A 23,409-nucleotide genomic window follows, 5' to 3' on the forward strand; every position below is an offset into this window, starting at 1 on the left:
GGAAAGGCATCTCGGGTACTCTCTTGGGGTGCCTTTCTTTTAATTAAGCAAATATGAAAATTATCAATAAGTTATTCATTGGTTGCTTCGTGCTAGGTAGTATTTTCTTGGCATCATGCTCTAGTTGTTCCAATAGTAAGGAGAAGGGTGGAAGAAGTGCTAACCAAACAGACACCGTGCCAACTTTTTGCAAGGCAGACACTACGCAAGTGTTGAAAATGGCAGAGGACTATTTGGAAGCATTGAAAAATCAAAAATATGACGAAGCTCTTTCCAAGCTGAACCTGATTCTGAATGATAGCGTTAAGCCTCTACCGGAAAAAGACAAGCAAATGATTATTCGTCAGCAGCAAGTTTTCCCAGTGTTGGATTACCATTTGGAGTCATTCAAGTTCATCAATGAACATCGAGTTGAGGTGACCTATAGCATCGAGTTCTTCAAGAAAGAAGACCCTAATGATCCTATCCAGAACACGATCCGTATCACCTTTGCCCCTCAGAGAATCAACGCTCAGTGGTATTTGGCCTTGATGGACAAATCTTATGTTACCTATACTCCTGAAAAGCAAAAGGACATGGAGACGATTGACTAATTTTCAATACATATCTAAACATGAAATCAATGAAAAATATTTTTCTAGTTTCTGCATTGTTGTTGGGCGCTAGCTCTGCCATGGCTGCTACCTATACAGACAAGGAGGGTAATGAATATACATTCAAGAAACATGCTTTCCTCGACCTTCAGGGTGGTGCTCAGTACACACTTGGCGAGGCTAAGTTTGGTGACTTGATTTCACCTAACGTTCAGTTGGGACTCGGCTACCAGTTCAACCCTGTATTCGGCATGCGCTTGCAGGTGAATGGCTGGCAGAGCAAGGGTGGCTGGAATGGTTTTGAACCACAGCACACTGGAAACCCTTACACGGCAGACTATAAGTTCAAGTATGTAGCTCCAGGTGTGGACTTCATGTTCAACCTCTCCAACCTCTTTTGCGGTTGGAACCCTAACCGTGTGTTCAATGTAACAGCATTCGTTGGTGGTGGCGCCAACATCGCTTGGGGCAACGACGAGGTCAATGACATCGCCAAGACCCTCAAAAACTTGAATGATTATAACCTCGAATATCTTTGGGATGGCACCAAGGTACGTCCATTCGGTCGTGCAGGTCTCGACTTAGAGTTCAAGGTAAGCAAATCTGTAAGCATCATGTTGGAGGGTAATGCCAACATCACTACCGACAAGTATAACTCCAAGAAGGCAGACAACCCAGACTGGTACTTCAACGCACTCGCAGGTCTTCGCATCAACCTCGGCAAGAGCCACACCAAGACAGAGCCTGTAAAGGAAGTTCCTGCTCCACGTCCAGTAGAGGAGTATGTAAAGCCAGAACCTAAGCCAGCTCCAGTAGAGGAGAAGAAGGTGGAGGAGATTCGTCGTGACGTATTCTTCGTTATCAACTCCAATAAGATTCGTGAGTCTGAGGACGCTAAGATCAAGGAAGTAGTTGACTACTTGAACCAGTATCCTGAGGCAAAGGTAGTCGTAACAGGTTATGCTGATGCTGGTACAGGTAATGACAGAATCAATGATGCGATTTCTGCAAAGCGTGCTGCAGCTGTAGTAAAGGCACTCAAAGAGAAATATGGTATTGAAGAATCCAGAATCACTGAGGATTCTAAGGGTGCTCGTGTTCAACCATTCTCTGAGAATGACAAGAACCGTGTTTCTATCATGGTTGCAAAATAAGATATACAAGCGTTAACAAAGATAGAAGATTTGTTTTTCTTACTTATATTACTTTTATTACAATAGACATGTAAATAAGAAAACAAAGCATACAACAAAGAGGAGGGTGTGTCGTATTTTTTCTATGACACACCCTTGTTTTTTCTGCTGAAAAAGTTCTATGATTTTATGCCTCATCTATTGCTACCATGAATTTTTCTCAAGGTATATGATCAAAGATCGACTGAAATTCGCTGTCTTGAAAGGAGTATAATTTGCTGATTTCCAGGAATATAACTGGTAGAAAATCCACATAACCTAACGATGCGCTTCTTTAACACCTAATGATGCGCTTTATTAACACCTAACGATGCGCATCATTAATACCTAACGATGCGCATCATTAGACCTTAATAAAGCGCATCATTAGAGTTCGTACTTGCACTTCTTTAGAGGAAATGCTGAGCTTAAATATAATTTTGTTAATAAAAATGATTGATTTTTGTTGTCTATAGCTACAGTATCTTTTTGTATTTCAATTACCAACAGCAACCTACCTAATTAATTTTAACTTAATTTATTCAAGTTGCGAAAAAGGGTGCGTCATGTAGTATGACACACCCTCTACTCTATCTTTTTATCGTATTCTATTTAGAACTCTGCGTTCTTTGGTGTACGTGGGAATGGAATCACATCACGGATGTTCTGCATACCGGTTACGAAGAGGATCAGACGCTCGAAACCGAGACCGAAACCTGCGTGTGGGCATGATCCGTACTTGCGGGTATCGAGATACCAGCTCATATCCTTCATAGGTATGTTGCGAGCCTCTATCTCTCCCATCAGCTTGTCATAACTCTCTTCGCGAACAGAACCGCCGATAATCTCACCAATCTGTGGGAACAGGACATCGGTGCCCTGAACGGTCTGACCGCTCTTGCCTCCGAAACCGCTCTCCTCCTCGTCTATCTTCATATAGAATGCCTTGATAGCCTTTGGATAGTTGGTCATGATTACTGGACGCTTGAAGTGCTCCTCTACCAGGAAGCGCTCGTGCTCAGATGCCAAGTCATCACCCCACTCGCATGGGAACTCAAACTTCTTGCCATTGGCGATTGCTTCCTGCAGGATGCGGATTCCCTCGGTATATGGGAGATGTACGAAGTCGGAATTCAAGACGCCTTCCAGACGGGCTATCAGACCCTTGTCGATCATCTTGTTCAGGAATGCCAAATCGTCCTTGCAATGATCCAACGCCCAACGGATACAATACTTGATGAAATCTTCCTCCAACTCCATCAAACCGTCCATATCCAAGAAAGCTACCTCTGGCTCTACCATCCAGAACTCTGCCAGGTGGCGAGGGGTATTACTGTTCTCTGCACGGAAGGTTGGACCGAATGTGTAGATAGCACCGAGTGCCGTAGCACCCAGCTCACCCTCCAACTGACCGGAAACGGTCAATGAAGTCTGCTTTCCGAAGAAATCATCAGAGTAGTCAATCTTTCCATCCTCTGTTTTCTTGAGGTTGTAGAGGTTCTTGGTGGTTACCTGGAACATCTGTCCAGCACCTTCGCAATCGCTCGCTGTGATGAGCGGAGTGTTGAAATAGAAGTATCCATGCTCATGGAAGTAAGTGTGGATGGCCATCGCCATGTTATGACGGATGCGCATCACGGCACCAAAGGTATTGGTACGGAGACGGAGATGAGCATACTGACGCATATACTCGAAACTCTGACCCTTCTTCTGCATTGGATAATCACCGCCGCAGAGTCCGTAAATCTCTATGCTTTCGCACTGGATCTCTACGCTCTGGCCGGCACCCTGGCTCTCTACCAAAGTACCTACTACGCTGATGCAAGCACCTGTAGTAATCTGACGGAGCTGATTCTCATCGACCTTGGATGGGTCGACTACTATCTGAATATTATTAATAGTAGAACCATCGTTAAGAGCGATAAAATCGACTGCTTTGCTACTACGATGGGTACGTACCCATCCCTTTACATTCACGATTGAATCGTAGGCTGTGCTCTTGAGCAAATCTACGACTTTAGTTCTTTTTACTTTTTCCATTGTTTTTATTGTTTCTTATTCAAAAGCACCCATGCGGAGCATATCTACCTCTTTCTCTGTGAGGAAACGCCAGTCACCGCGACGAAGGTTCTTCTTGGTCAAACCAGCAAACTGTACTCGGTCGAGCTTGGTGACACGGTAGCCGAGGCTCTCGAAGATACGGCGAACGATACGGTTCTTGCCACTGTGGATTTCGATGCCCACCTGTGACTTGTCGCGCTCGTCTGCATAATCTACTGCGTCTGCCTTGATCTCGCCATCATCCAAAGTAATACCATCACGAATCTGCTGCAAATCATGAGCAGTGATGTTCTTGTCGAGATGTACGTGATATACTTTCTTCTTCAGGAACTTAGGATGAGTCAACTTACTTGCCAAATCACCATCGTTGGTGAGAAGGAGGACACCTGTGGTGTTGCGGTCGAGACGACCTACTGGATAGATACGCTCTGGGCATACGTCCTTGACAAGATCCATCACGGTCTTGCGCTGCTGAGGATCATCGCTGGTTGTCACGTAATCCTTTGGTTTGTTGAGCAATACATATACCTTCTTCTCCAATGATACTGGTGCGTCGTGGAACTTCACCTCATCGGTGCGGAGAATCTTGGTTCCCAACTCTGTTACAACCTCACCATTGACTGTAACAACTCCTGCCTGGATGAACTCATCAGCCTCACGGCGAGAGCATACACCTGCATTGGCAAGGAACTTGTTCAAACGCAATGGCTCTGTTGGATCAAAGTTTTCCTCCTTATATTCTATACGCTTCTTCAGGCTATACTTTGCATTTGGATCATAGCCTGGTGTATGCTGACGATAGCCGCCACCACGGTTGTTGTTGTAGCCGCCACGGTTGTTGTTGTAGCCACCACCACGGTTGTTGTTGTAGCCACCACCACGGTTGTTGCTGTTGTAGCCACCACCACGGTTGTTGCTGTTGTAGCCACCACCACGGTTGCTGTTGTAACCGCCACCACGGTTGCTGTTGTAGCCGCCACCCTGCTGACGTGGCTGGTAACCACCCTGCTGACGAGGCTGATAACCGCCCTGCTGACGTGGCTGGTAACCGCCCTGCTGACGTGGCTGGAAACCGCCTTCAGCATCGTTATTATTGTTGTTGTAGCGTGGACGATAACCACCTGCCTGCTGACGTGGCTGATAACCACCGGCACGATTGTTATTATAGCCACCACCCTGTGGACGACCATAGCCGCCACGTGGTTGATAGCCACCACGCTGCTGTGAATGTTCACCATTTGAGCTCTGCAAGCCTGCGCCGAAGCCTTCTGGGCGGAATCCGCCCTCGCTATTACTGCTGCCTCTGTCGCTGCTATAAGCACGCTGCGAGTTAATACGTGGACGCTGTGGACGTCCGTTGCTGTGATAATTTCGCTGATAACCACCTGCTGGGTTATAACCTCCCTCACGGGTTCCTTCACTCTCAGTAGATTGACCTTGAGCTTTGTTTTCGATTTCTGAATCCATAGTCATTAATTCTTAAAAAATAGCCTCCCGGCTGGGTTAGTAAATCTTATTATTATTATTTATTAATCAATATCGTTAAGAATAATACGCCACATCAATTCTCCTTAGATACCTGTATAATTACTTGGGGTAATCGCCATCAATTCTGCCTTCACGCTATCACTAACGTTTAATCCCTGGATAAACTCATGAATGGTTTCCTCTGTCATGTGCTTATTGGTACGTGTCAAAGCCTTCAGTGCTTCGTATGGATGTGGATAAGCCTCGCGACGCAAGATAGTCTGTATAGCCTCAGCCACTACTGCCCATGTATTGTTCAAATCTTCCTGCAACTTCTCCTCGTGCAAGATGAGCTTGCGCAAGCCCTTCAGGGTGCTCTGAATAGCAATCACACCATGCCCCAAAGGAACACCGATGTTGCGAAGAACCGTACTGTCGGTCAAGTCACGCTGCAAACGGCTTACTGGCAACTTCAGAGCCAGGAACTGAAGAATGGCATTGGCAATACCCAAGTTACCCTCACTGTTCTCGAAGTCGATAGGGTTTACCTTATGGGGCATCGCACTGGAACCTACCTCACCTGCCTTGATCTTCTGCTTGAAGTACTCCATGGAGATATACATCCAGAAATCACGATCCAAATCGATGATGATGGTGTTGATACGACGAATGGCATCAAAGATGGCACCCAGATAGTCGTAATTGCTAATCTGAGTAGTATATTGTTCACGCTCTAAGCCTAACTTTTCGCTGACAAACTTGTTGCCGAATGCCTTCCAGTCGAACTGTGGATAAGCTACGTGGTGGGCATTGTAGTTGCCAGTAGCACCACCAAACTTGGCAGTGATCTTGCAGGCTTTCAAAGAATTGAGCTGTTCTGTGAGACGATAGACATACACCATGATTTCCTTACCCAAACGAGTAGGAGAAGCTGGCTGTCCGTGAGTCTTTGCCAACATTGGAACATCCTTCCACTCATCAGCATAGGTCTGCAACTGAGCAATGAGTTCCTCTACCTGAGGATAGTACACCTGTTCCAGAGACTCCTTGACAGAGAGAGGAACACTGGTATTGTTGATATCCTGAGATGTAAGACCGAAATGGATAAATTCCTTATAAGCATCCAAGCCTCCGATCTTATCAAATTCTTCCTTAATAAAATACTCGACTGCCTTCACATCGTGATTGGTTATTTTTTCAATATCCTTCACACGTTGTGCCTCGTTCTCATCAAAATTACGATAGATGTCACGCAAACGATCAAAAAGAGCATGGTCAAATGATGCCAACTGCGGCAATGGCAGCTCACACAAAGTGATGAAATACTCTATTTCCACTCTTACACGATAACGAATCAGCGCAAACTCTGAATAATAATTAGCAAGCGCTTCTGTCTTTCCCCTATAACGGCCATCAATTGGTGATATGGCTGTCAACAAATCTAAATTCATATCTAATACGTATTAATATATCTGATTAGGCTGCAAAGGTAGGAAAATTATCTGAAAAGACAGAAGAAATAATGATAAATTAGCTTAAAAAACAATAAAGGTTTCACAAGTAATCGTGAAACCTCTATTAGTGGGCGTTGACGGATTCGAACCGCCGACCCTCTGCTTGTAAGGCAGATGCTCTAAACCAGCTGAGCTAAACGCCCGAAAAATATTCCCTGCAACTCAAATGAACTACAGGGAACCACCCCTATAGTGGGCGCTGACGGATTCGAACCGCCGACCCTCTGCTTGTAAGGCAGATGCTCTAAACCAGCTGAGCTAAGCGCCCTTACGTTACGTAAAGCTTAATAGTGGGCGTTGACGGATTCGAACCGCCGACCCTCTGCTTGTAAGGCAGATGCTCTAAACCAGCTGAGCTAAACGCCCTTACGTTTCGTAAGCGGGTGCAAAGGTACGAACTTTATTTGATTCCACCAAATTTTTTCGCAACTTTTTTCATTTTTTTCTTCAAAAAACTTCATTTTCCCATAAAAAGTAAAGCTTTTTACCCTTTTACCTTTTTACCCTTTTCCCGTTTCTCATTTCTCATTTCTCATTAAAAAAAAAGAGGATGTGTCATAAAAAGTATGACACACCCTCTTTTTTAATATATATCTAATATAGATTACTCTGCAATCTGAACAGTAGCACGACGGTTGAATGAGATTGGAGAAAGCTCATCTACACCACCATTAGCCTGAGTTGTGATATTACTTCTCTCTACACCCATCTTAACGAGCTCTGAAGCAACTGCCTCTGCACGACCCTCAGAAAGCTTCTGGTTGATAGCAGGAGTACCTGTTGCGCTATCAGCATAACCGTTGACGAGCAACTTAGAACCATTCTCCTTAGCGTACTTAGCAAGAGCCTGTACGTTAACCAAATCCTGCTGAGAAGCAATGTTAGTCTTATTGATGTTGAAGAATACAGAAACTGGAGTATTAACAAACTCCTTAACAGATGCAGGAGTCTCTACTGGCTTCTGGTTAGCAAGTTTCTCCTTCAAACGTTCATTCTCTGCATTAGCATCGTTCAACTTAGCATTGAGTGCATCAAGCTCTGACTGATGGAGAGCATTGATAGCATCTACGTCTGGAGTCTTCTTCCAAGTTGACTTGCCAAGATTGAACTGCAAGCCTACCTCTGCATAGAGGTTGTTGTCATGAGAATCCCAACCGCGGCGTCCGCGCTCGACACCACCATCAATATCGTGCTCGATACGGTTCCAACCAGCCTCAAGATATACATTGAGTTTCTCAGCTACCTTCCAAGAAGACTGAACACCTGCACAGAGGTCCATTGAATACAAGTTGTGAGTCATTGTACGACCAATACCACCACCGACGAAAGGAATTACATTCCAAACACGGTTCTCATTGTAACCGTAAAGCAAATTGCTGACGTTGAACAAGACGTGCTCGTTCAAAAGCCAATACTTATTGAACTTGCCCTGCTCGCCTGTTGCCATATCATAAACCTGCTTACCCCAGATACCCTGCAACTTGGTACGCAAACCGATACCAGGAGTAAACCACTTACCGATAGCTACAGAAACACCAGGATTAGAACGGAACTTCTTGAAAGGACTTGTTGCGAAATTCTGACCATGCTCCTCGTTTGAATACCAAGCATTCCAATTAATACCAGCCTGAACAAACCAATTGCTCCAGAAAGAGTTTGTAGAAACACTATACTTTTCTGTAGGAGTTGCATCCTGAGCAAATCCACTCAATGAAAGACCAGCAAATGCCAGTACAGCTATTAACTTTTTCATAACTTTAATATTTAACAATCAATATATAATTCATTAAAACGAAATCACCTTTTATATTTTGGGGGCAAAATTACTACTTATTTTTTTATTTTTCCCTTTTTTCATAAAAAAAATGCACTTTTTTTTAAAAAAAGTTGTCTTTTTTCCATTTTTACCCCCATTTTAACCTAAAAGATGCTCAATTTCCTGCTGTTTGAGAATACAAAGCACATTTTTACCATCGGGAGTATAGTTGACGTTGCTACACGCAAACAGGTCATTGACAAGGGTTTCCATCTCTTCATTGCTCAATACCTGTCCTTGCGGAATGGCAGCATTCCGTGCCAACGTCAGAGCCAACGACTGATGTACCTCATCTAAGGCCTTCACCCCCTTCTCTTTGGCTGAGAAAACCATATCCTGTACCAGATGCAGAGGGTTGACGCCATCAAGTCCGGTAGGAATCGCATTGACGGCATAACTTCCTCCACCCAGATTATCCAGTTCAAATCCCATCTTACTCATCTCCGGCAAAAGCTTTTCCAAGATCACTTCGTCGGAAACTGGGAATTGAAGTACCTCTGGGAAAAGGACTTTCTGGGAATGACTCGTCTGTTGCTGAATCTGCTCAAGATACCGTTCATAAAGCACTCTCACATGTGCCCGATGCTGGTCTATGATCATCAGTCCCGACTTCACCGCAGTCATCACATACTTACCTTTATATTGATAATGTGCTGGTGACTTTTCGGCTAAAATACTTTGGGATGTATTGATTTCCGTTTCGCTTTCCGACTCGAAGATATCAGCTTCTCTTTCCATCGAATCCTGATTATTCAATCCTTCATACAACTGTTCCCACTGTTCATCCACCGGCTTTACCGCAGTTGGTTTCCCGGATGATGGGGAGGACTTGAATGGATTGTAATGCGGATTTAAACTAATCTTCGGGGCAGAAGCAGAAGAAACCACATCCGGATTGTACACCGGAATATCCGGTTTATCTTCCGTATCAAAATCGATGGAAGGAACATCATTGAACATTCCAATGGATTCCTTGACGGCTGCCATCAAGATCTGCCAGATAGCCTGTTCGTTTTCAAACTTGATTTCTGTCTTGGTAGGATGTATGTTGACATCGATGTCATTGGGATTAACATCAAAGTACAGGAAATAAGGCACTTGTTCGCCCTGTGGAACCAATCTGTCGTAGGCTGTCATCACCGCCTTATTGAAATAAGGATGCTTCATATATCGTCCGTTCACGAAGAAGAACTGATGGGCACCTTTCTTGCGTGCAGCTTCTGGCTTTCCCACAAAACCGGAAATCTTACACATGGTCGTCTCTACATTGACCGGCAAAAGATCCTGATTGATGCGCTTTCCAAACACGTCGATGATGCGCTGCCTCAGATTACCTGCCTTCAGATTAAACAATTCTGTATTGTTGCTGTGAAGCGTAAAGGCTATCTGCGGATTGACCAGTACGATGCGTTCAAATGCTGTCAGGATATTATTTAATTCCGTAGAATTGGATTTCAAGAATTTGCGGCGTGCAGGAACATTATAGAAAAGATTGTTCACTGAGAAAACACTTCCCACTGAAGAAGAACAAGCTTCCTGTCCCTCGAAGCGCGAACCAGAGATAGACAATTGAGTACCGACTTCCTCTCCTTCCTGACGAGATTTCAGAACGACCTGAGCTACAGCTGCGATAGAGGCCAAAGCCTCACCACGGAATCCATTGGTATGCAGATTGAACAAGTCTTCTGCCTGGCGAATCTTGGAAGTGGCATGGCGCTCAAAGGCCAGTCGGGCATCCGTTTCTGACATACCCTTTCCATCATCGATCACCTGAATACTGGTTCGACCGGCATCCACAACGGCTACATCAATATTTTTAGCACCCGCATCAACAGAGTTTTCTACCAACTCTTTGATCACTGAAGCCGGGCGCTGAATGACTTCTCCCGCTGCTATTTGATTGGCGACAGAATCGGGCAATAATTGAATGATATCGCTCATCTTTTATAATATTACATTTTTCTAAATCATCGAGATGACTCAGTCTTCACGGGCATCTCGCTCTTTTTACTGGAAAGAACCTGCAAAGGCGCAGCATGGCGCTTGATTACCTTCAACTGCTGGTCTTGCTTCTTGCCTCTCCATACGAAAATATCATTTTTATCCTTGGGGCGGATATCGTCAAACCAAGCAAAATTAGGGAGTTTCAACTTGGCTGGCGGCACCTGGGTAATCGGATAGAATGTGCCTACAGACTTATTTGACCATATTTTCTGCAACTGACGTTCTGGAGACAAGTACATTCTCATCGTATCGGTCTCCATATAATTCATGCCAACCAGTGAGCTATCCTTATCATTGGTAAGAAAATAGATGGTCTGGACATTACCGATAGACTCGCCCATCCGTGCCTGTCCGTTTTCAAAGTAAGCCTTCATCTCCTTGGAAGTTACCTGATTGAAATGCACGCTATCTGGCATCACATCCACAGAGAGTGCCTGTCCGATGACATGAGCCATGCGCACCGTAGAGTCATTCATGTAAACCTTGATTTCTTCTCCAAGGAGTTGACGATTCAGATTCCATACAATCGGGTCCTTATACATGGTCATGCATGAATCCTGGGAATTGAATACCATGGAATCGCAAACTGCCTGGACATCCTGTCGGTAAGCTCGCACCTTGCTGTAGGCATGCACCTTGCGATAAACAGAATCGGTATTGATATGGAAGGTATAAATCTTCATGGTATCTGAATGCACCCACAAAGTATCCTTCTGTGAATAATCAATGGCTACCGGATTACGGGTGGCAAAACCATATCCTGTCTTTTCATTATAACGCAAATAGTTGCAGTGAAGGGTATTGCGGTTTCTCTTATCATTGTAAATCACATTACCGAAGCCCTGACTGTTTCCGTCTTTCACATAGTAAAGACTATCACCCGTAATGGTCTTGTCCTTATCCACTAAAGTGGAGCGGCCATACAACCGGGCACGATCTGTCTTGGTATTATAATAGCCATCCTTGGTATTAACCACACTGGAGCCGGAGACAATTCTGGAAGGACCTACCATGTGGGCTGTTGATTTCCTTACATCATAATATAAGGTATCGGTAGTCACCAGGTCCTTTCCGCTACGGAGTTTCACATTGAAGACAAACTTAGCCTCTCGGGTCTTTGTATGATATTCACCCCAATCTGATACAAGGCGGTCCCTACCGTCAATCAGCGTTCCACCTTCAAAGAAGTTGGCCATTTCATACAAACGGTCATAATCCAAGCTATCGGTACGCAGGACTTGTCTGCGATGGTGCAAAACCACATTTTTGCGGGCTCTCATCATCTGCATCAAACCGTCATATTCTGCCCTGTCACAAACCAAGGACAAAGTATCACCCTGACGGAAATGCACATGACCGAACGCTTTCACCGAATTGGTGTTTTGGTAAAAATAGGCACTGTCGCAAGTAAGATGCGCCCCCTGATGAAGGAACGAGACCTTACCTTTGACAATCTGCGCATCAGGATTACTACCAAACATATCATACTTCAGTACATCCGCATGAAGAAGGTAAACACGGTCGCCTTGTGGGCGCTTCGCCTTTTTCTTGGGACTCTGCATGGCTTGCACCAAACAAAATCCAAATAGGCATAGAATCAGCAGGAGCTTGATTCTATGCCTGTTATTATTATTGAGAAAATTCTTACTCATCATTTAACCCAACCTTGATATTCAAATTTACAATTTTTGTAGCGATCGTTCATGCGCACATAAGTACGCTTTATCTTATCAACCACCCAATCATGCAAAGTCTTCTCACGTTCTTTAGCCAAGACGACATCCTTCATCACCTGGAAATCCTCTGTAATGGTAGCACGATGTCCTTCCACTTTATTGAGAAGTTTCACGATAGCACAAGTTGTCTTACCTCTGGAATTAATCATGGTGAAAGGTGCGGAGATTTCTCCTACCTTCATCGTATCAATGGCACGAGCCACCTCTGTAGGAAGATCTTTCAACTGGAATCGGGATGTACGGGTTCCTCCCTGAGTTGTATTGGCCATCAAACCCTTGTTGGAACGGGTATCCTTATCATCAGAAATGACTGTAGCTGCATCCTCGAATGTAAACTTCTTGTTTCTGATGTCGGTAGCAATTGAATCTAATCTTGACAAAGACTTGTCAATGGCCTCCTGAGATACGTTTGGCTTCAGAAGGATGTGGCGAACCTTGATTTTATCACCTCGTTTATCAATCAACTGGATGATATGATAACCGAACTCAGACTCTACGATTTTGGAAATTTTCTTAGGGTCAGTCAAGTTGAACGCTACATTGGCAAATGCAGGATCCAACATACCACGACCTACATAATCCATTTCACCACCCATGCGTGCAGAGCCTGGATCTTCAGAATAAAGACGTGCTAAAGTGGCAAAAGAAGTTTCACCCTTATTGACACGATCTGTAAATTCACGCAGTTCGTTCTTGACACGAGTGATTTCCTCCATGGAAATCTTAGGCTGGTTGGTCAAGATTTCCACCTCCACTTCTGTTGGCACAAAAGGTATGCTGTCGGCAGGAAGATTCTTGAAATACTGTCTAACCTGTGCAGGAGAAACCTTGATATCCTTGACCAATTCTTCCTTCATCTTTTGAATCAGCTGGCGATTCTTGAAATCATCATGCATGGATTGGCGCATCTGTGAAATACTCTGCTTTCTATATTCCTCCAATTTTTCACGAGAACCCGCCAGCGAAACCCAGTAATTGATTTGCTCATCAATACCATTCATAACCTCCGACTCCGATACTTCAATACTATCGATTGCCGCCTGGTGCAAGAACAGTTTCTGAAGGGCTATCTGCTCTGGGATAGAACAATCAGGATCACCAGCATACTTGATTCCTTCTGCCTCACTTTGCAAACGGGTAGCCTCAACCTCAGACTTCAATATAGGTTCGTCACCTACTACCCATATCACCTCATCCACAACACTTGCTTCATTGATCACCTGACTATCAGCAAGAGTTGCATCCACTTGAGAAGAGTCAGCATCCTGTGCAGCAAAACCACGCAAAGCTTTGTTGGCATTAGCAGAAATACCAACCAAGAACAACAAAGCAACAAATGCCAGCCCTATTTTATTTTCAAGATTCATGAATTTTCTTTTTTAATGTTTATTGACTGTATCCAGGACCTTCTCGTCCACAAATACAGGATATTTTTTTCTTAATGTTGCCACCCAATCTTTCTCCAACTGGTCCTGATAGTCGGCAACAACCAAAGCCTTCACATCGGTATAATCCTCTGGGGCCTTTTTCAGAACTTTTCCAAAAGTGGCATCAAAAGGATAATCCTTGACAGCCTGCACCGTAGTATCCTTATGGAAAACCATCTTATCTACCAATGCATGATCACCTTTCTTAAATATACCCTTTTCAACACGGATACGAATCACGGAATCCTTATTGAAAGTATTACGCAGGATTTCAGCCCATTCAGCAAAAGGTTTACCCTTTACACTCTTTTTAACCGCCTTGATATCGGCTTCATTCTTCACATGATAGGCGATACCCTTAAAGCGAGGCTGTTCCCACTTATATTTTTTCTTATTCTTGGCAAAATAAGAGGCTAATCCCTTTTCATCTTTTGCCGCTTTATCCCATACAAGACGATTACTGATCTCATACAACAAGAGACCATCATGATATTCCTGTATCAGATATTTCAAGTCTGAATCCTTAGCAGACAACTCTTCAGCCTTCTTCTCCAGCAAAGTTTCCTTGGCAGAAGAAGATTGCTCGTCTTTAACTAAAGAATCCAATTTCTCATCAATAATTCTTTCTCTGATTCCCCTTGCATCAATAAAACGATAAATATCATTCTTCAAGGAGTCATAAGGGAAGAAATTCTGCTTACCATTCAATTTAATGATATGGTAGCCAAACTCAGACAATACAGGAGCATGCAACTTACCCACCTTCATGGAATAAGCAGCATCCTCAAAAGCCTTGACAGTCTGACCTCTGGTAATCCAAGGCAACTCACCACCCTTCTGGGCTGTTCCCTTGTCATCAGAATATTTCCTTGCCATCTCTGCAAAATCAGCACCACGGCTCAAGACCTTATAAATAGAATCAGCCTTTGCCTTGGCAGCATTCTGCTCTGCAGGAGTAGCTTTCTGGTTAAGTAAAATCAAGATGTGAGCAGGCTTAACCATACCACCTGCTCCATCTATACGCTCTTGAGTTTCTTTATAAATCTTACGCGCTTCTTTCTCCACATCATCCGATGTGATAAAAGATGGTCTCACCTGTTGATCTCTATAAGTTTCGAATTCCTTCTTAAAAGAAGACAAGGTATCAACCTTTGCATCCAATGCCGCCAAAACCTTCAATTTGTAGTTGACAAACAAATCAACATACTCCTTTACGGTTTTCTTATCAATGACACCATTAGAGTTGTTCTTATTATAAGAGTACTCAAATTCAGAACGAGTAACAGGCTTACCATTAATCGTCATAACTGTAGGATCATTTTGAGCAAAAGCTATGCTCCCCGAGAGAAGCATAGCAGAAATCAGCGCATAAAATTTCATATCAAATTAATTATTCTGGACGACTATAGTTTGGAGCCTCACTTGTGATTGTGATATCATGTGGATGGCTCTCCAATACACCAGCATTAGTAATACGGGTAAACTTCGCATTGTGAAGATTTCCGATAGTGGCAGCACCACAATAGCCCATACCTGAACGCAAACCACCAATCAACTGGTAGATAACCTCCTGAACGGTTCCCTTGTAAGGAACACGACCTGCGATTCCTTCTGGAACCAATTTCTTTACATCCTTTGTATCACTCTGGAAATAACGGTCCTTAGAACCATTCTTCTGCTCCATAGCTTCCAAAGAACCCATACCGCGATAGCTCTTGAACTTACGACCATTGAAGATAATTGTATCACCAGGACTTTCCTCGGTACCTGCAACAAGTGAACCAATCATTACGCAGCTACCACCGGCAGCCAATGCCTTAACGACATCACCTGAATAGCGGAGACCTCCATCAGCAATCAATGGAACACCTGTGCCCTGCAATGCAGAATATACGTCATAGATAGCGCTCAACTGAGGAACACCTACACCGGCAACCACACGAGTAGTACAGATAGAACCTGGGCCAATACCTACTTTCACACCATCGGCACCATTTTCAACCAGATACTTAGCAGCAGCACCTGTTGCAACATTACCAACGACAACATCTACGTTAGGGAAAGCAGCCTTTACCTGATGCAGTTTTTCAACCACACCCTTAGAATGACCATGGGCAGTATCAATAACGATAGCATCAGCTCCAGCTTCAACCAAAGCCTTCGCACGATCCAAAGTATCTACTGTGACACCCACACCTGCAGCCACACGGAGACGACCCTTCTCATCCTTGCAAGCCATCGGTTTATCCTTAGCCTTGGTGATATCCTTATAGGTAATCAAACCAACAAGATGATTAGCGTTGTCAACTACTGGCAACTTCTCAATTTTATTTTCCTGAAGAATCTGGGCAGCTGCAATCAAGTCTGTCTGAAGATGTGTAGTTACAAGATTTTCACTTGTCATAACCTCGTCTATCTTCTTGTCCAAATGACGCTCGAAACGAAGGTCACGATTTGTAACAATACCAACCAAGTGATTCTCGTCATCAACTACAGGAATACCACCGATATGATAATCATGCATCATATCAAGAGCGTCCTTCACTGTACTGCCACGACGGATAGTGACAGGGTCATAAATCATACCATTCTCAGCACGCTTAACAATAGCGACCTGACGAGCCTGTTCCTCGATAGTCATGTTCTTGTGAATCACACCGATACCACCTTCACGGGCGATAGCAATCGCCATTGAAGCCTCGGTAACAGTGTCCATCGCTGCTGTAACGAATGGAACATTCAACTCGATGTTACGAGAAAATTTGGTTTTCAACTCTACCTCTTTAGGCAGTACCTCTGAATAAGCAGGAATAAGAAGGACGTCGTCGTAAGTGAGACCGTCCATTACAATTTTATCTGCAACAAATGATGACATATTGTAACCTTTTAAAAATTTATTGCGTGCAAATTTAGCAATAATATTTCAGATAAGACGCACTTTTTACGATTTTCTTACCTTATTAAAGCTATTTAACGTGATTAGTTGGCTTGTTCCGACAAGAACTTGATTCTCACGAGTCTAATTTCATCCTCAGAATAATCTTCTCCAAGCTCTTCTACAGCAGTATTCAAGTCATCAGTTTCGCTTTCCATAAAGTAGTCATAAATATCATCTACATGATCATCATCTACGACTTCGTCTATGAAATAATCGATATTCAACTTGGTTCCGCTATAGACTATGGCTTCTATCTCGTCAAGAAGTTCCTCGAACTCCAAACCTTTTGCCTCTGCCAAATCATCCAAATCAATCTGGCGATCGATGCTTTGAATGATAGACACTTTCAGCATAGACTTCTTGGCAACTGTGCGTACACGGAGTTCTTCCGGACGTTCTATCTCATTATCCGCACAATATTTTTTGATCAACTCGCAGAATTCCTTACCAAAGCGTTTTGCCTTACCTGCACCGACACCCTGGACATTCTGAAGTTCCTGCATATTGACAGGATACATAGTAGCCATCTGCTCCAATGAAACATCCTGAAAAATGACATACGGAGGCAGTTTGTGCTTCTTGGCAAAATTCTTGCGCAAATCCTTCAACATAGCATATAATTGCGGATCCAAAGCCCCACAACTACCTTCGCTACTGTTTTCAGATTCGTAATCCTCCTTAAACTCCTTATCTGCAACAATCATAAAAGACTCAGGATTCTTGATGAATCTCTTACCCGCAGCAGTGAGTTTAAGAAGTCCATAATTCTCAACGTCTTTCTTGAGATAGCCACAAAGCAAGGCCTGACGAATAACTGGATTCCACAATTTGTTATCCATATCTTCACCTGCTCCAAATTCTTCCAGATCATTGTGCTTGTGAGATACGATGTCATCCGTACCTCTACCCTTCACAAAGTCGATAATATACTCCTGACGGAAATTCTCCTTGACCGCAGCTACGGCCTGAAGTACAACCAAGAGAGCATCCTTCGCCTCGATCTTCGTTGTAGGATGCAGACAGTTGTCACAGTTATGGCAATTTTCCTCAGAATATTCCTCACCGAAATAATGGAGAAGCATCTTGCGACGGCAAACAGAAGACTCTGCATAAGCAGCAGTTTCCTGCAACAATTGCCTGCCTATATCTTGCTCTGCCACAGGCTTGTTTTCCATAAACTTCTCCAGTTTCCTCAAGTCTTTTCGGGCATAAAAGGCAATACATATACCTTCACCACCATCTCGGCCGGCACGACCAGTTTCCTGATAATATCCTTCCAGACTCTTTGGAATATCGTAATGGATTACAAAACGGACATCTGGTTTGTCAATACCCATACCAAAGGCTATGGTGGCCACGATTACATCGATTTTCTCCATCAGGAAATCATCCTGAGTCTGAGAACGAGTAGCAGAATCTAGACCAGCATGATATGGAGCTGCCTTTATCTCGTTGGCCTTTAATATCTCAGCCAATTCCTCCACTTTCTTGCGAGACAAGCAATAAATGATACCGCTCTTGCCAGGATGCTGACGGATGAACATGATAATCTGTCTATCAATATCCTTTAGCTTTGGGCGTACCTCATAATATAAGTTGGCGCGATTAAAGGAACTTTTAAATTCCTTGGCATCCACAATACCCAGACTTTTCTTGATATCAGTTCGCACTTTATCTGTAGCAGTGGCAGTAAGGGCAATGACAGGCGCATTACCAATCTCATTGATAATCGGACGGATTCGCCTATATTCTGGACGGAAATCATGTCCCCATTCAGAAATACAATGAGCTTCATCAACTGCATAGAAGGAAATCTTGACGGTCTTCAAGAAATCCACATTATCCTCTTTTGTCAAAGATTCTGGAGCCACATAGAGGAGTTTGGTCTTTCCAGACAGGATATCTTCCTTCACCTTTTCTATTGCCGATTTGTTGAGGGAAGAGTTCAAATAATGTGCCACACCATCATCTTCACTGAGACCATTGATGACATCTACCTGATTTTTCATCAATGCTATCAATGGAGAAATGACAATGGCCGTTCCCTCCATGATGAGGGAAGGCAACTGATAACACAAACTCTTTCCACCTCCAGTAGGCATAAGCACAAATGTATCATGACCACTCATCAGATTTCTGATGATAGCTTCCTGCTCGCCTTTAAACTTATCAAAACCGAAATAGCGCTTAAGCTGACCTGTAAGATTAACCTGTTCTGCCATATTCAACTTATCAATTAAAATCTATTTTATGTTCTATGGTATAAGTCCAATGGGGATTAGCCCATTGAACTTTTATGCTGACTCCAATTTTTGCAAATGAGCCTTATCTAATTGTGACTTTGCATATTCCAAAGTCACCTTAAACTTCTTAACTTTCTTGGATGGAATCTCAAACATGGCATCCATCATGATTGCTTCAACAATAGAACGGAGTCCACGAGCACCCAATTTGTATTCTACAGCCTTATCAACTATACAATCCAACGCATCCTCATCGAAAGTCAATTCTATACCGTCCATCTCCATCAGTTTGACATACTGCTTCACAATAGAATTCTTTGGTTCTACCAAAATCTTGCGCAAAGCAGCTCTATCCAATGGATTCAGATAGGTAAGGACTGGCAAACGACCAATGATTTCCGGTATCAGACCAAAAGACTTTAAGTCTTGTGGCAGGATATATTTCATCAAATCAGACTTATCGATGTTTCTGACATTCTGAACAGAGTTGTAACCAACAACATGCGTATTGAGGCGCTGGGCTATCTTCTGCTCTATGCCATCAAAAGCACCACCACAGATAAAGAGGATATTTCTTGTATCCACATGGATGTAATCCTGATCAGGATGCTTTCTTCCTCCCTTTGGTGGAACATTGACCATCGTTCCTTCCAAAAGTTTCAGCAAGCCCTGCTGCACACCTTCACCACTTACATCACGGGTAATAGAAGGATTATCACTCTTACGTGCAATCTTATCTATCTCATCAATAAAGACAATACCTCTTTCTGCTGCAGCAACATCATAGTCGGCAACCTGAAGCAATCGGCTCAAGATGCTCTCTACATCCTCACCCACATAACCTGCTTCTGTAAAAACAGTGGCATCTACAATGGTAAAAGGAACGTCCAGCATCTTGGCTATGGTTCTGGCGAGAAGAGTCTTACCAGTACCCGTGCTTCCTACCATAATAATATTACTCTTTTCGATTTCCACGCCATCATCAGTCTTCTGCTGCTGCAAACGCTTGTAATGGTTATAGACAGAAACTGACAAATAGCGCTTAGCCTCATCCTGACCTATTATATACTCATCAAGATACTTCTTGATTTCAACAGGCTTTGGAACATCTTTCAGTTCAAAAGAACTTGATTTATCATCCTTTAAAACTCCTGTTGACTGGACTATATCCCAGGCCTGACGCGCACAATCCTCACAGATAAAACCACTGACACCAGTAATCAGCAGTTTCACCTCAGATTCACTACGTCCACAGAAGCTACATACTTTCTTTGGCATACCTTATTATATATATATTATTTTCGTACCAAAACAGAATCAATCATACCATATTCCTTTGCCTCTTCTGCTGTCATCCAGTAATTTCTATCACTGTCTGCCCAAACTTTCTCGTATGGAGTATGAGAATGGTTAGAAATAATCGTATATAATTCTTTCTTGAATTTTTGAATTTCCTTTGCTTCAATCTCGATATCAGAAGCCTGACCCTGAACACCACCGAGTGGCTGATGAATCATCACACGGCTATGAGGCAAAGCAGAACGCTTGCCCTCTTGACCAGCAACAAGAAGAACTGCACCCATAGAAGCAGCCATACCTGTACAGATAGTAGCCACATCTGAAGAAATAAACTGCATGGTGTCATAAATACCCAAACCTGCAGTCACGCTACCACCAGGGCTATTAATATAGATTGAAATATCCTTGCCGCTATCTACAGAATCCAAATAAAGCAACTGTGCCTGAAGTGTATTTGCTGTATAGTCATCAATCTCAGTACCCAAGAAGATAATACGATCCATCATCAGACGAGAGAAAACATCCATCTGAGTTACATTGAGCTGACGCTCCTCCAGAATATAAGGATTCAAATACTTAGCCTGCGACTTGATGACATCATCAAGCACCATTCCATTAATGCCAAGATGCTTGGTTGCATATTTTCTAAAATCGTTCATATTACATCATTTATTATTCAAATTTATATACGAAAATCGAGGTTATCGACCTCTACATCTCGTTCTGTGGAACAAAGATAATAAAAAAAGTCGATAACCTCGAAATAAATCTGATATTTTTTCTAAAAAAATATTATTCTTGCATCATCTTGTTGAAATCCTCAACAGAAATCTCCTTTTCGTTCAACTTAACAACAGTCTTCAATGCTGTAGCCAACTTACGGTCGATAGAGCGATCTACCAATGCATCTGTAGAGTTACCCTTCTTGAGAATCTCATTTGCATAGTTCTCAACATACTCCTCAGGAATGTTGGTCATACCATACTGAGCGAACTGTGCACGAGCTGCTTCCTTTGCAGTCTCCTTGATATCTTCGTCGTTAATCTTGATATCCTGAGCCTTGATAAGCTGCTCCTTGATCAAATGCCAAGTCAACTCCTTAAGGCTCTCCTCGTAGTTCTTCTCTACGAAGTCCTCGCCCTTATCCTTGTTGTTAGCCAACATGATACGCTTCAACAACGCATCTGGGAATTGCAACTTGCCAACCTTCTTCTCGCAGTGAGCACGAACATCAAGGAGGAACTTATAATCAGAGTCGCCTACCAACTGTGCCTGCAAACCCTCAGCAATCTTAGCACGGAAAGCAGCCTCGTCCTTCACATCTGTATCCTCACCAAGAGCCAACTTGAAGAGCTCCTCGTTTACCTCATGCTTCTTGAAACGCTGGATTTCTGTAACCTGATAGCTGAACTCAGACTCCAAATCCTTCACAGAATCACGCTCAATCTTCAAGAGCTGAGCTACCTCTGTATCGTTATCTGGATAAGCCTTCTTAGGATTGAATGTGATGATATCACCTACCTTTGCATCATTGAAAAGGTTCTTCTGCTCTTCTACCTTAATGTAGCTTGGCATCATCATGGCACCCTCTACAGTAATGCCACCTTCCTTGGTGTTACCATTCTCGTCCAACTCACGCAAGTCACCCTTCAGCATATCATTCTCCTGATAAACCTCAGCCTTCTCATAGCTACCAGAACGAGAAGCGTACATATCTACCTGCTGATCAAGAATCTTATCATCAACAGTGATATTGTAGTAATCTACCTTATCACGACCAGAAAGAGCAACCTTGAACTCTGGAGCAACAGCGATGTCAAACATGAATGTATAAGGACCATCCTTCTCAATATCAACTGGCTCCTGCTTCTCTGATGGGAGAGGCTCACCGAGCATCTGGATATTATTGTCCTGTACATACTTGTAAATCTGCTGGCCTACGAGCTTATTGATAGCCTCCATCTTTACAGATGCACCAAACTGACGCTTAATCATGCCCATAGGAGCCTGACCTGGACGGAAACCAGGAACGTTAGCTTTCTTACGATAGTCCTTCAATGTCTTCTCGACATCATTCTTGTAATCCTCCTCTTCGACAACGAGGGTCAAAAGACCATTAATCTTGTCAGGATTTTCAAATGAAATTTTCATCTTGATGTTTTGTTTTTATATTATTAATTATTTTCTTCTTAATATTTTAATAGTTCGTCAACACGATTGGCTTGCAAAATTACGCATAATTCGTGAATATACCTAATATATAAGAGAAAAATTTGTTTTTTTAACCATCTTCCTCTGCTTCTTTGGCTCTTTTCTGCTCATCAATGAGCTGGAAGTCTTTTTTACGAAGCACAAAACTATTACTTAAATACTTCTCACGAACCACCTTATTGGTTGCCAAATCCTCCGGCTTACCCTGAAACAGAATTTTACCTTCAAACAAAAGATAGGCACGGTCGGTAATTGTCAGCGTCTCCTGCACATTATGGTCGGTAATCAGGATTCCTATATTGCGGTATTTAAGGCGCCAGACAATATGCTGAATATCTTCTACAGCAATAGGATCGACACCGGCAAAAGGTTCATCCAACATAATAAACTTCGGATCAATGGCAAGACAACGGGCTATCTCGGTACGACGACGTTCACCACCAGACAACTGATCACCCTTGTTTTTGCGGACCTTGTTGAGACGGAATTCATTAATCAGACTTTCTAACTTTTCCAACTGATAGCTGCGTGGTTTACCCGTCATTTCCAGTACAGACAATATATTGTCCTCCACACTCATTTTTCGAAAGACACTTGCCTCCTGAGGCAAATAGCCAATACCTGCACGGGCGCGTTTATACACAGGATAATTGGTAATATCCTGATCACCCAGATAAACATGACCTTCATTAGGTACAACCAAACCTGTAGTCATATAGAAAGAAGTTGTCTTACCTGCACCATTTGGTCCAAGCAAACCTACGATTTCTCCCTGCTTCACATTGATGGTAACACCATTGGCGACAGTTCTTTTACCATAACGTTTCACCAAACCCTCAGTTCTGAGAACCAGTTTATCGCTACAATCCGATTGCTGTTGATTATTAATTATTTCGTCCATAATTTGCATTTTTAGAGTGAAGAACTA

General features: G+C 43.1%; 16 protein-coding genes and 3 tRNA genes. 2 read left to right on the plus strand and 17 right to left on the minus strand.

Annotated features, from left to right (window positions below; translation table 11 throughout):
• Nucleotides 1–53 precede the first annotated feature (53 nt).
• Both KUA50_RS08460 and KUA50_RS08465 read left to right on the plus strand, forming a co-directional pair.
• A complete protein-coding gene (locus KUA50_RS08460; protein ID WP_218457282.1) occupies nucleotides 54–593 on the plus strand; it encodes a hypothetical protein in 540 nt (179 codons plus the stop codon).
• A gap of 20 nt (nucleotides 594–613) precedes the next feature.
• Entirely contained in the window at nucleotides 614–1,747 is a 1,134-nt protein-coding gene (locus KUA50_RS08465; protein ID WP_218457281.1) for an OmpA family protein, read from the plus strand.
• Nucleotides 1,748–2,377: 630 nt separating this feature from the next.
• Here KUA50_RS08465 and asnS read toward each other — a convergent pair.
• The 17 genes from asnS to lptB all read right to left on the minus strand — a co-directional run bounded on the left by asnS (nucleotide 2,378) and on the right by lptB (nucleotide 23,382).
• Nucleotides 2,378–3,805 (minus strand): asparagine--tRNA ligase, encoded by a 1,428-nt coding sequence (asnS, locus tag KUA50_RS08470; RefSeq protein WP_218457280.1) that lies wholly within the window; start codon nucleotides 3,803–3,805, stop codon nucleotides 2,378–2,380.
• Between the two features lie 15 nt (nucleotides 3,806–3,820).
• Nucleotides 3,821–5,293 carry a pseudouridine synthase gene (locus tag KUA50_RS08475; protein WP_218457279.1) on the minus strand — a complete coding sequence of 491 codons (1,473 nt, stop codon included), beginning with the start codon at nucleotides 5,291–5,293 and terminating at the stop codon, nucleotides 3,821–3,823.
• A 104-nt stretch (nucleotides 5,294–5,397) separates the two neighbouring features.
• Entirely contained in the window at nucleotides 5,398–6,744 is a 1,347-nt protein-coding gene (gene purB / locus KUA50_RS08480) for an adenylosuccinate lyase (RefSeq protein ID WP_022110788.1), read from the minus strand.
• Between the two features lie 131 nt (nucleotides 6,745–6,875).
• Nucleotides 6,876–6,950 (minus strand) — tRNA-Val (locus KUA50_RS08485).
• 50 nt (nucleotides 6,951–7,000) lie between these two features.
• A tRNA-Val gene (locus tag KUA50_RS08490) sits at nucleotides 7,001–7,075 on the minus strand.
• A 23-nt stretch (nucleotides 7,076–7,098) separates the two neighbouring features.
• Nucleotides 7,099–7,173, minus strand: a tRNA-Val gene (locus tag KUA50_RS08495).
• A gap of 238 nt (nucleotides 7,174–7,411) precedes the next feature.
• Nucleotides 7,412–8,560, minus strand: a complete 1,149-nt coding sequence (locus KUA50_RS08500) for an OmpA family protein (RefSeq protein WP_218457278.1) — start codon at nucleotides 8,558–8,560, stop codon at nucleotides 7,412–7,414.
• 162 nt (nucleotides 8,561–8,722) lie between these two features.
• Entirely contained in the window at nucleotides 8,723–10,564 is a 1,842-nt protein-coding gene (gene mutL / locus KUA50_RS08505; RefSeq protein WP_218457277.1) for a DNA mismatch repair endonuclease MutL, read from the minus strand.
• Nucleotides 10,565–10,590: 26 nt separating this feature from the next.
• Nucleotides 10,591–12,279, minus strand: coding sequence for an OstA-like protein (locus KUA50_RS08510; protein WP_413777418.1), 1,689 nt, complete (start codon nucleotides 12,277–12,279; stop codon nucleotides 10,591–10,593).
• A complete protein-coding gene (locus KUA50_RS08515; protein ID WP_218457275.1) occupies nucleotides 12,279–13,730 on the minus strand; it encodes a peptidylprolyl isomerase in 1,452 nt (483 codons plus the stop codon). Before KUA50_RS08515 ends, KUA50_RS08510 begins: the two co-directional genes overlap by 1 nt.
• 12 nt (nucleotides 13,731–13,742) lie before the next feature.
• Nucleotides 13,743–15,170 carry a peptidylprolyl isomerase gene (locus KUA50_RS08520; protein ID WP_218457274.1) on the minus strand — a complete coding sequence of 476 codons (1,428 nt, stop codon included), beginning with the start codon at nucleotides 15,168–15,170 and terminating at the stop codon, nucleotides 13,743–13,745.
• Between the two features lie 10 nt (nucleotides 15,171–15,180).
• On the minus strand, nucleotides 15,181–16,665 hold the full coding sequence (guaB, locus tag KUA50_RS08525) for an IMP dehydrogenase (protein ID WP_218457273.1): 1,485 nt from the start codon (nucleotides 16,663–16,665) through the stop codon (nucleotides 15,181–15,183).
• A gap of 104 nt (nucleotides 16,666–16,769) precedes the next feature.
• Nucleotides 16,770–18,950, minus strand: coding sequence for a DNA helicase RecQ (gene recQ / locus KUA50_RS08530; protein ID WP_022110781.1), 2,181 nt, complete (start codon nucleotides 18,948–18,950; stop codon nucleotides 16,770–16,772).
• A 72-nt stretch (nucleotides 18,951–19,022) separates the two neighbouring features.
• Nucleotides 19,023–20,249: an ATP-dependent Clp protease ATP-binding subunit ClpX gene (gene clpX / locus KUA50_RS08535; RefSeq protein ID WP_218457272.1), complete on the minus strand. Its 1,227-nt coding sequence runs from the start codon at nucleotides 20,247–20,249 to the stop codon at nucleotides 19,023–19,025.
• Nucleotides 20,250–20,266: 17 nt separating this feature from the next.
• Nucleotides 20,267–20,929 carry an ATP-dependent Clp endopeptidase proteolytic subunit ClpP gene (gene clpP / locus KUA50_RS08540; RefSeq protein WP_022110779.1) on the minus strand — a complete coding sequence of 221 codons (663 nt, stop codon included), beginning with the start codon at nucleotides 20,927–20,929 and terminating at the stop codon, nucleotides 20,267–20,269.
• A gap of 133 nt (nucleotides 20,930–21,062) precedes the next feature.
• Entirely contained in the window at nucleotides 21,063–22,421 is a 1,359-nt protein-coding gene (gene tig, locus KUA50_RS08545) for a trigger factor (RefSeq protein WP_218457271.1), read from the minus strand.
• A 130-nt stretch (nucleotides 22,422–22,551) separates the two neighbouring features.
• The gene (gene lptB / locus KUA50_RS08550) at nucleotides 22,552–23,382 is read right to left on the minus strand and encodes an LPS export ABC transporter ATP-binding protein (RefSeq protein WP_022110956.1); all 831 of its coding nucleotides are present in this window, start codon (nucleotides 23,380–23,382) and stop codon (nucleotides 22,552–22,554) included.
• Between the last annotated feature and the right edge of the window lie 27 nt (nucleotides 23,383–23,409).

Origin of the sequence: Segatella hominis, assembly GCF_019249725.2 — a bacterium.
Lineage (GTDB): Bacteria > Bacteroidota > Bacteroidia > Bacteroidales > Bacteroidaceae > Prevotella.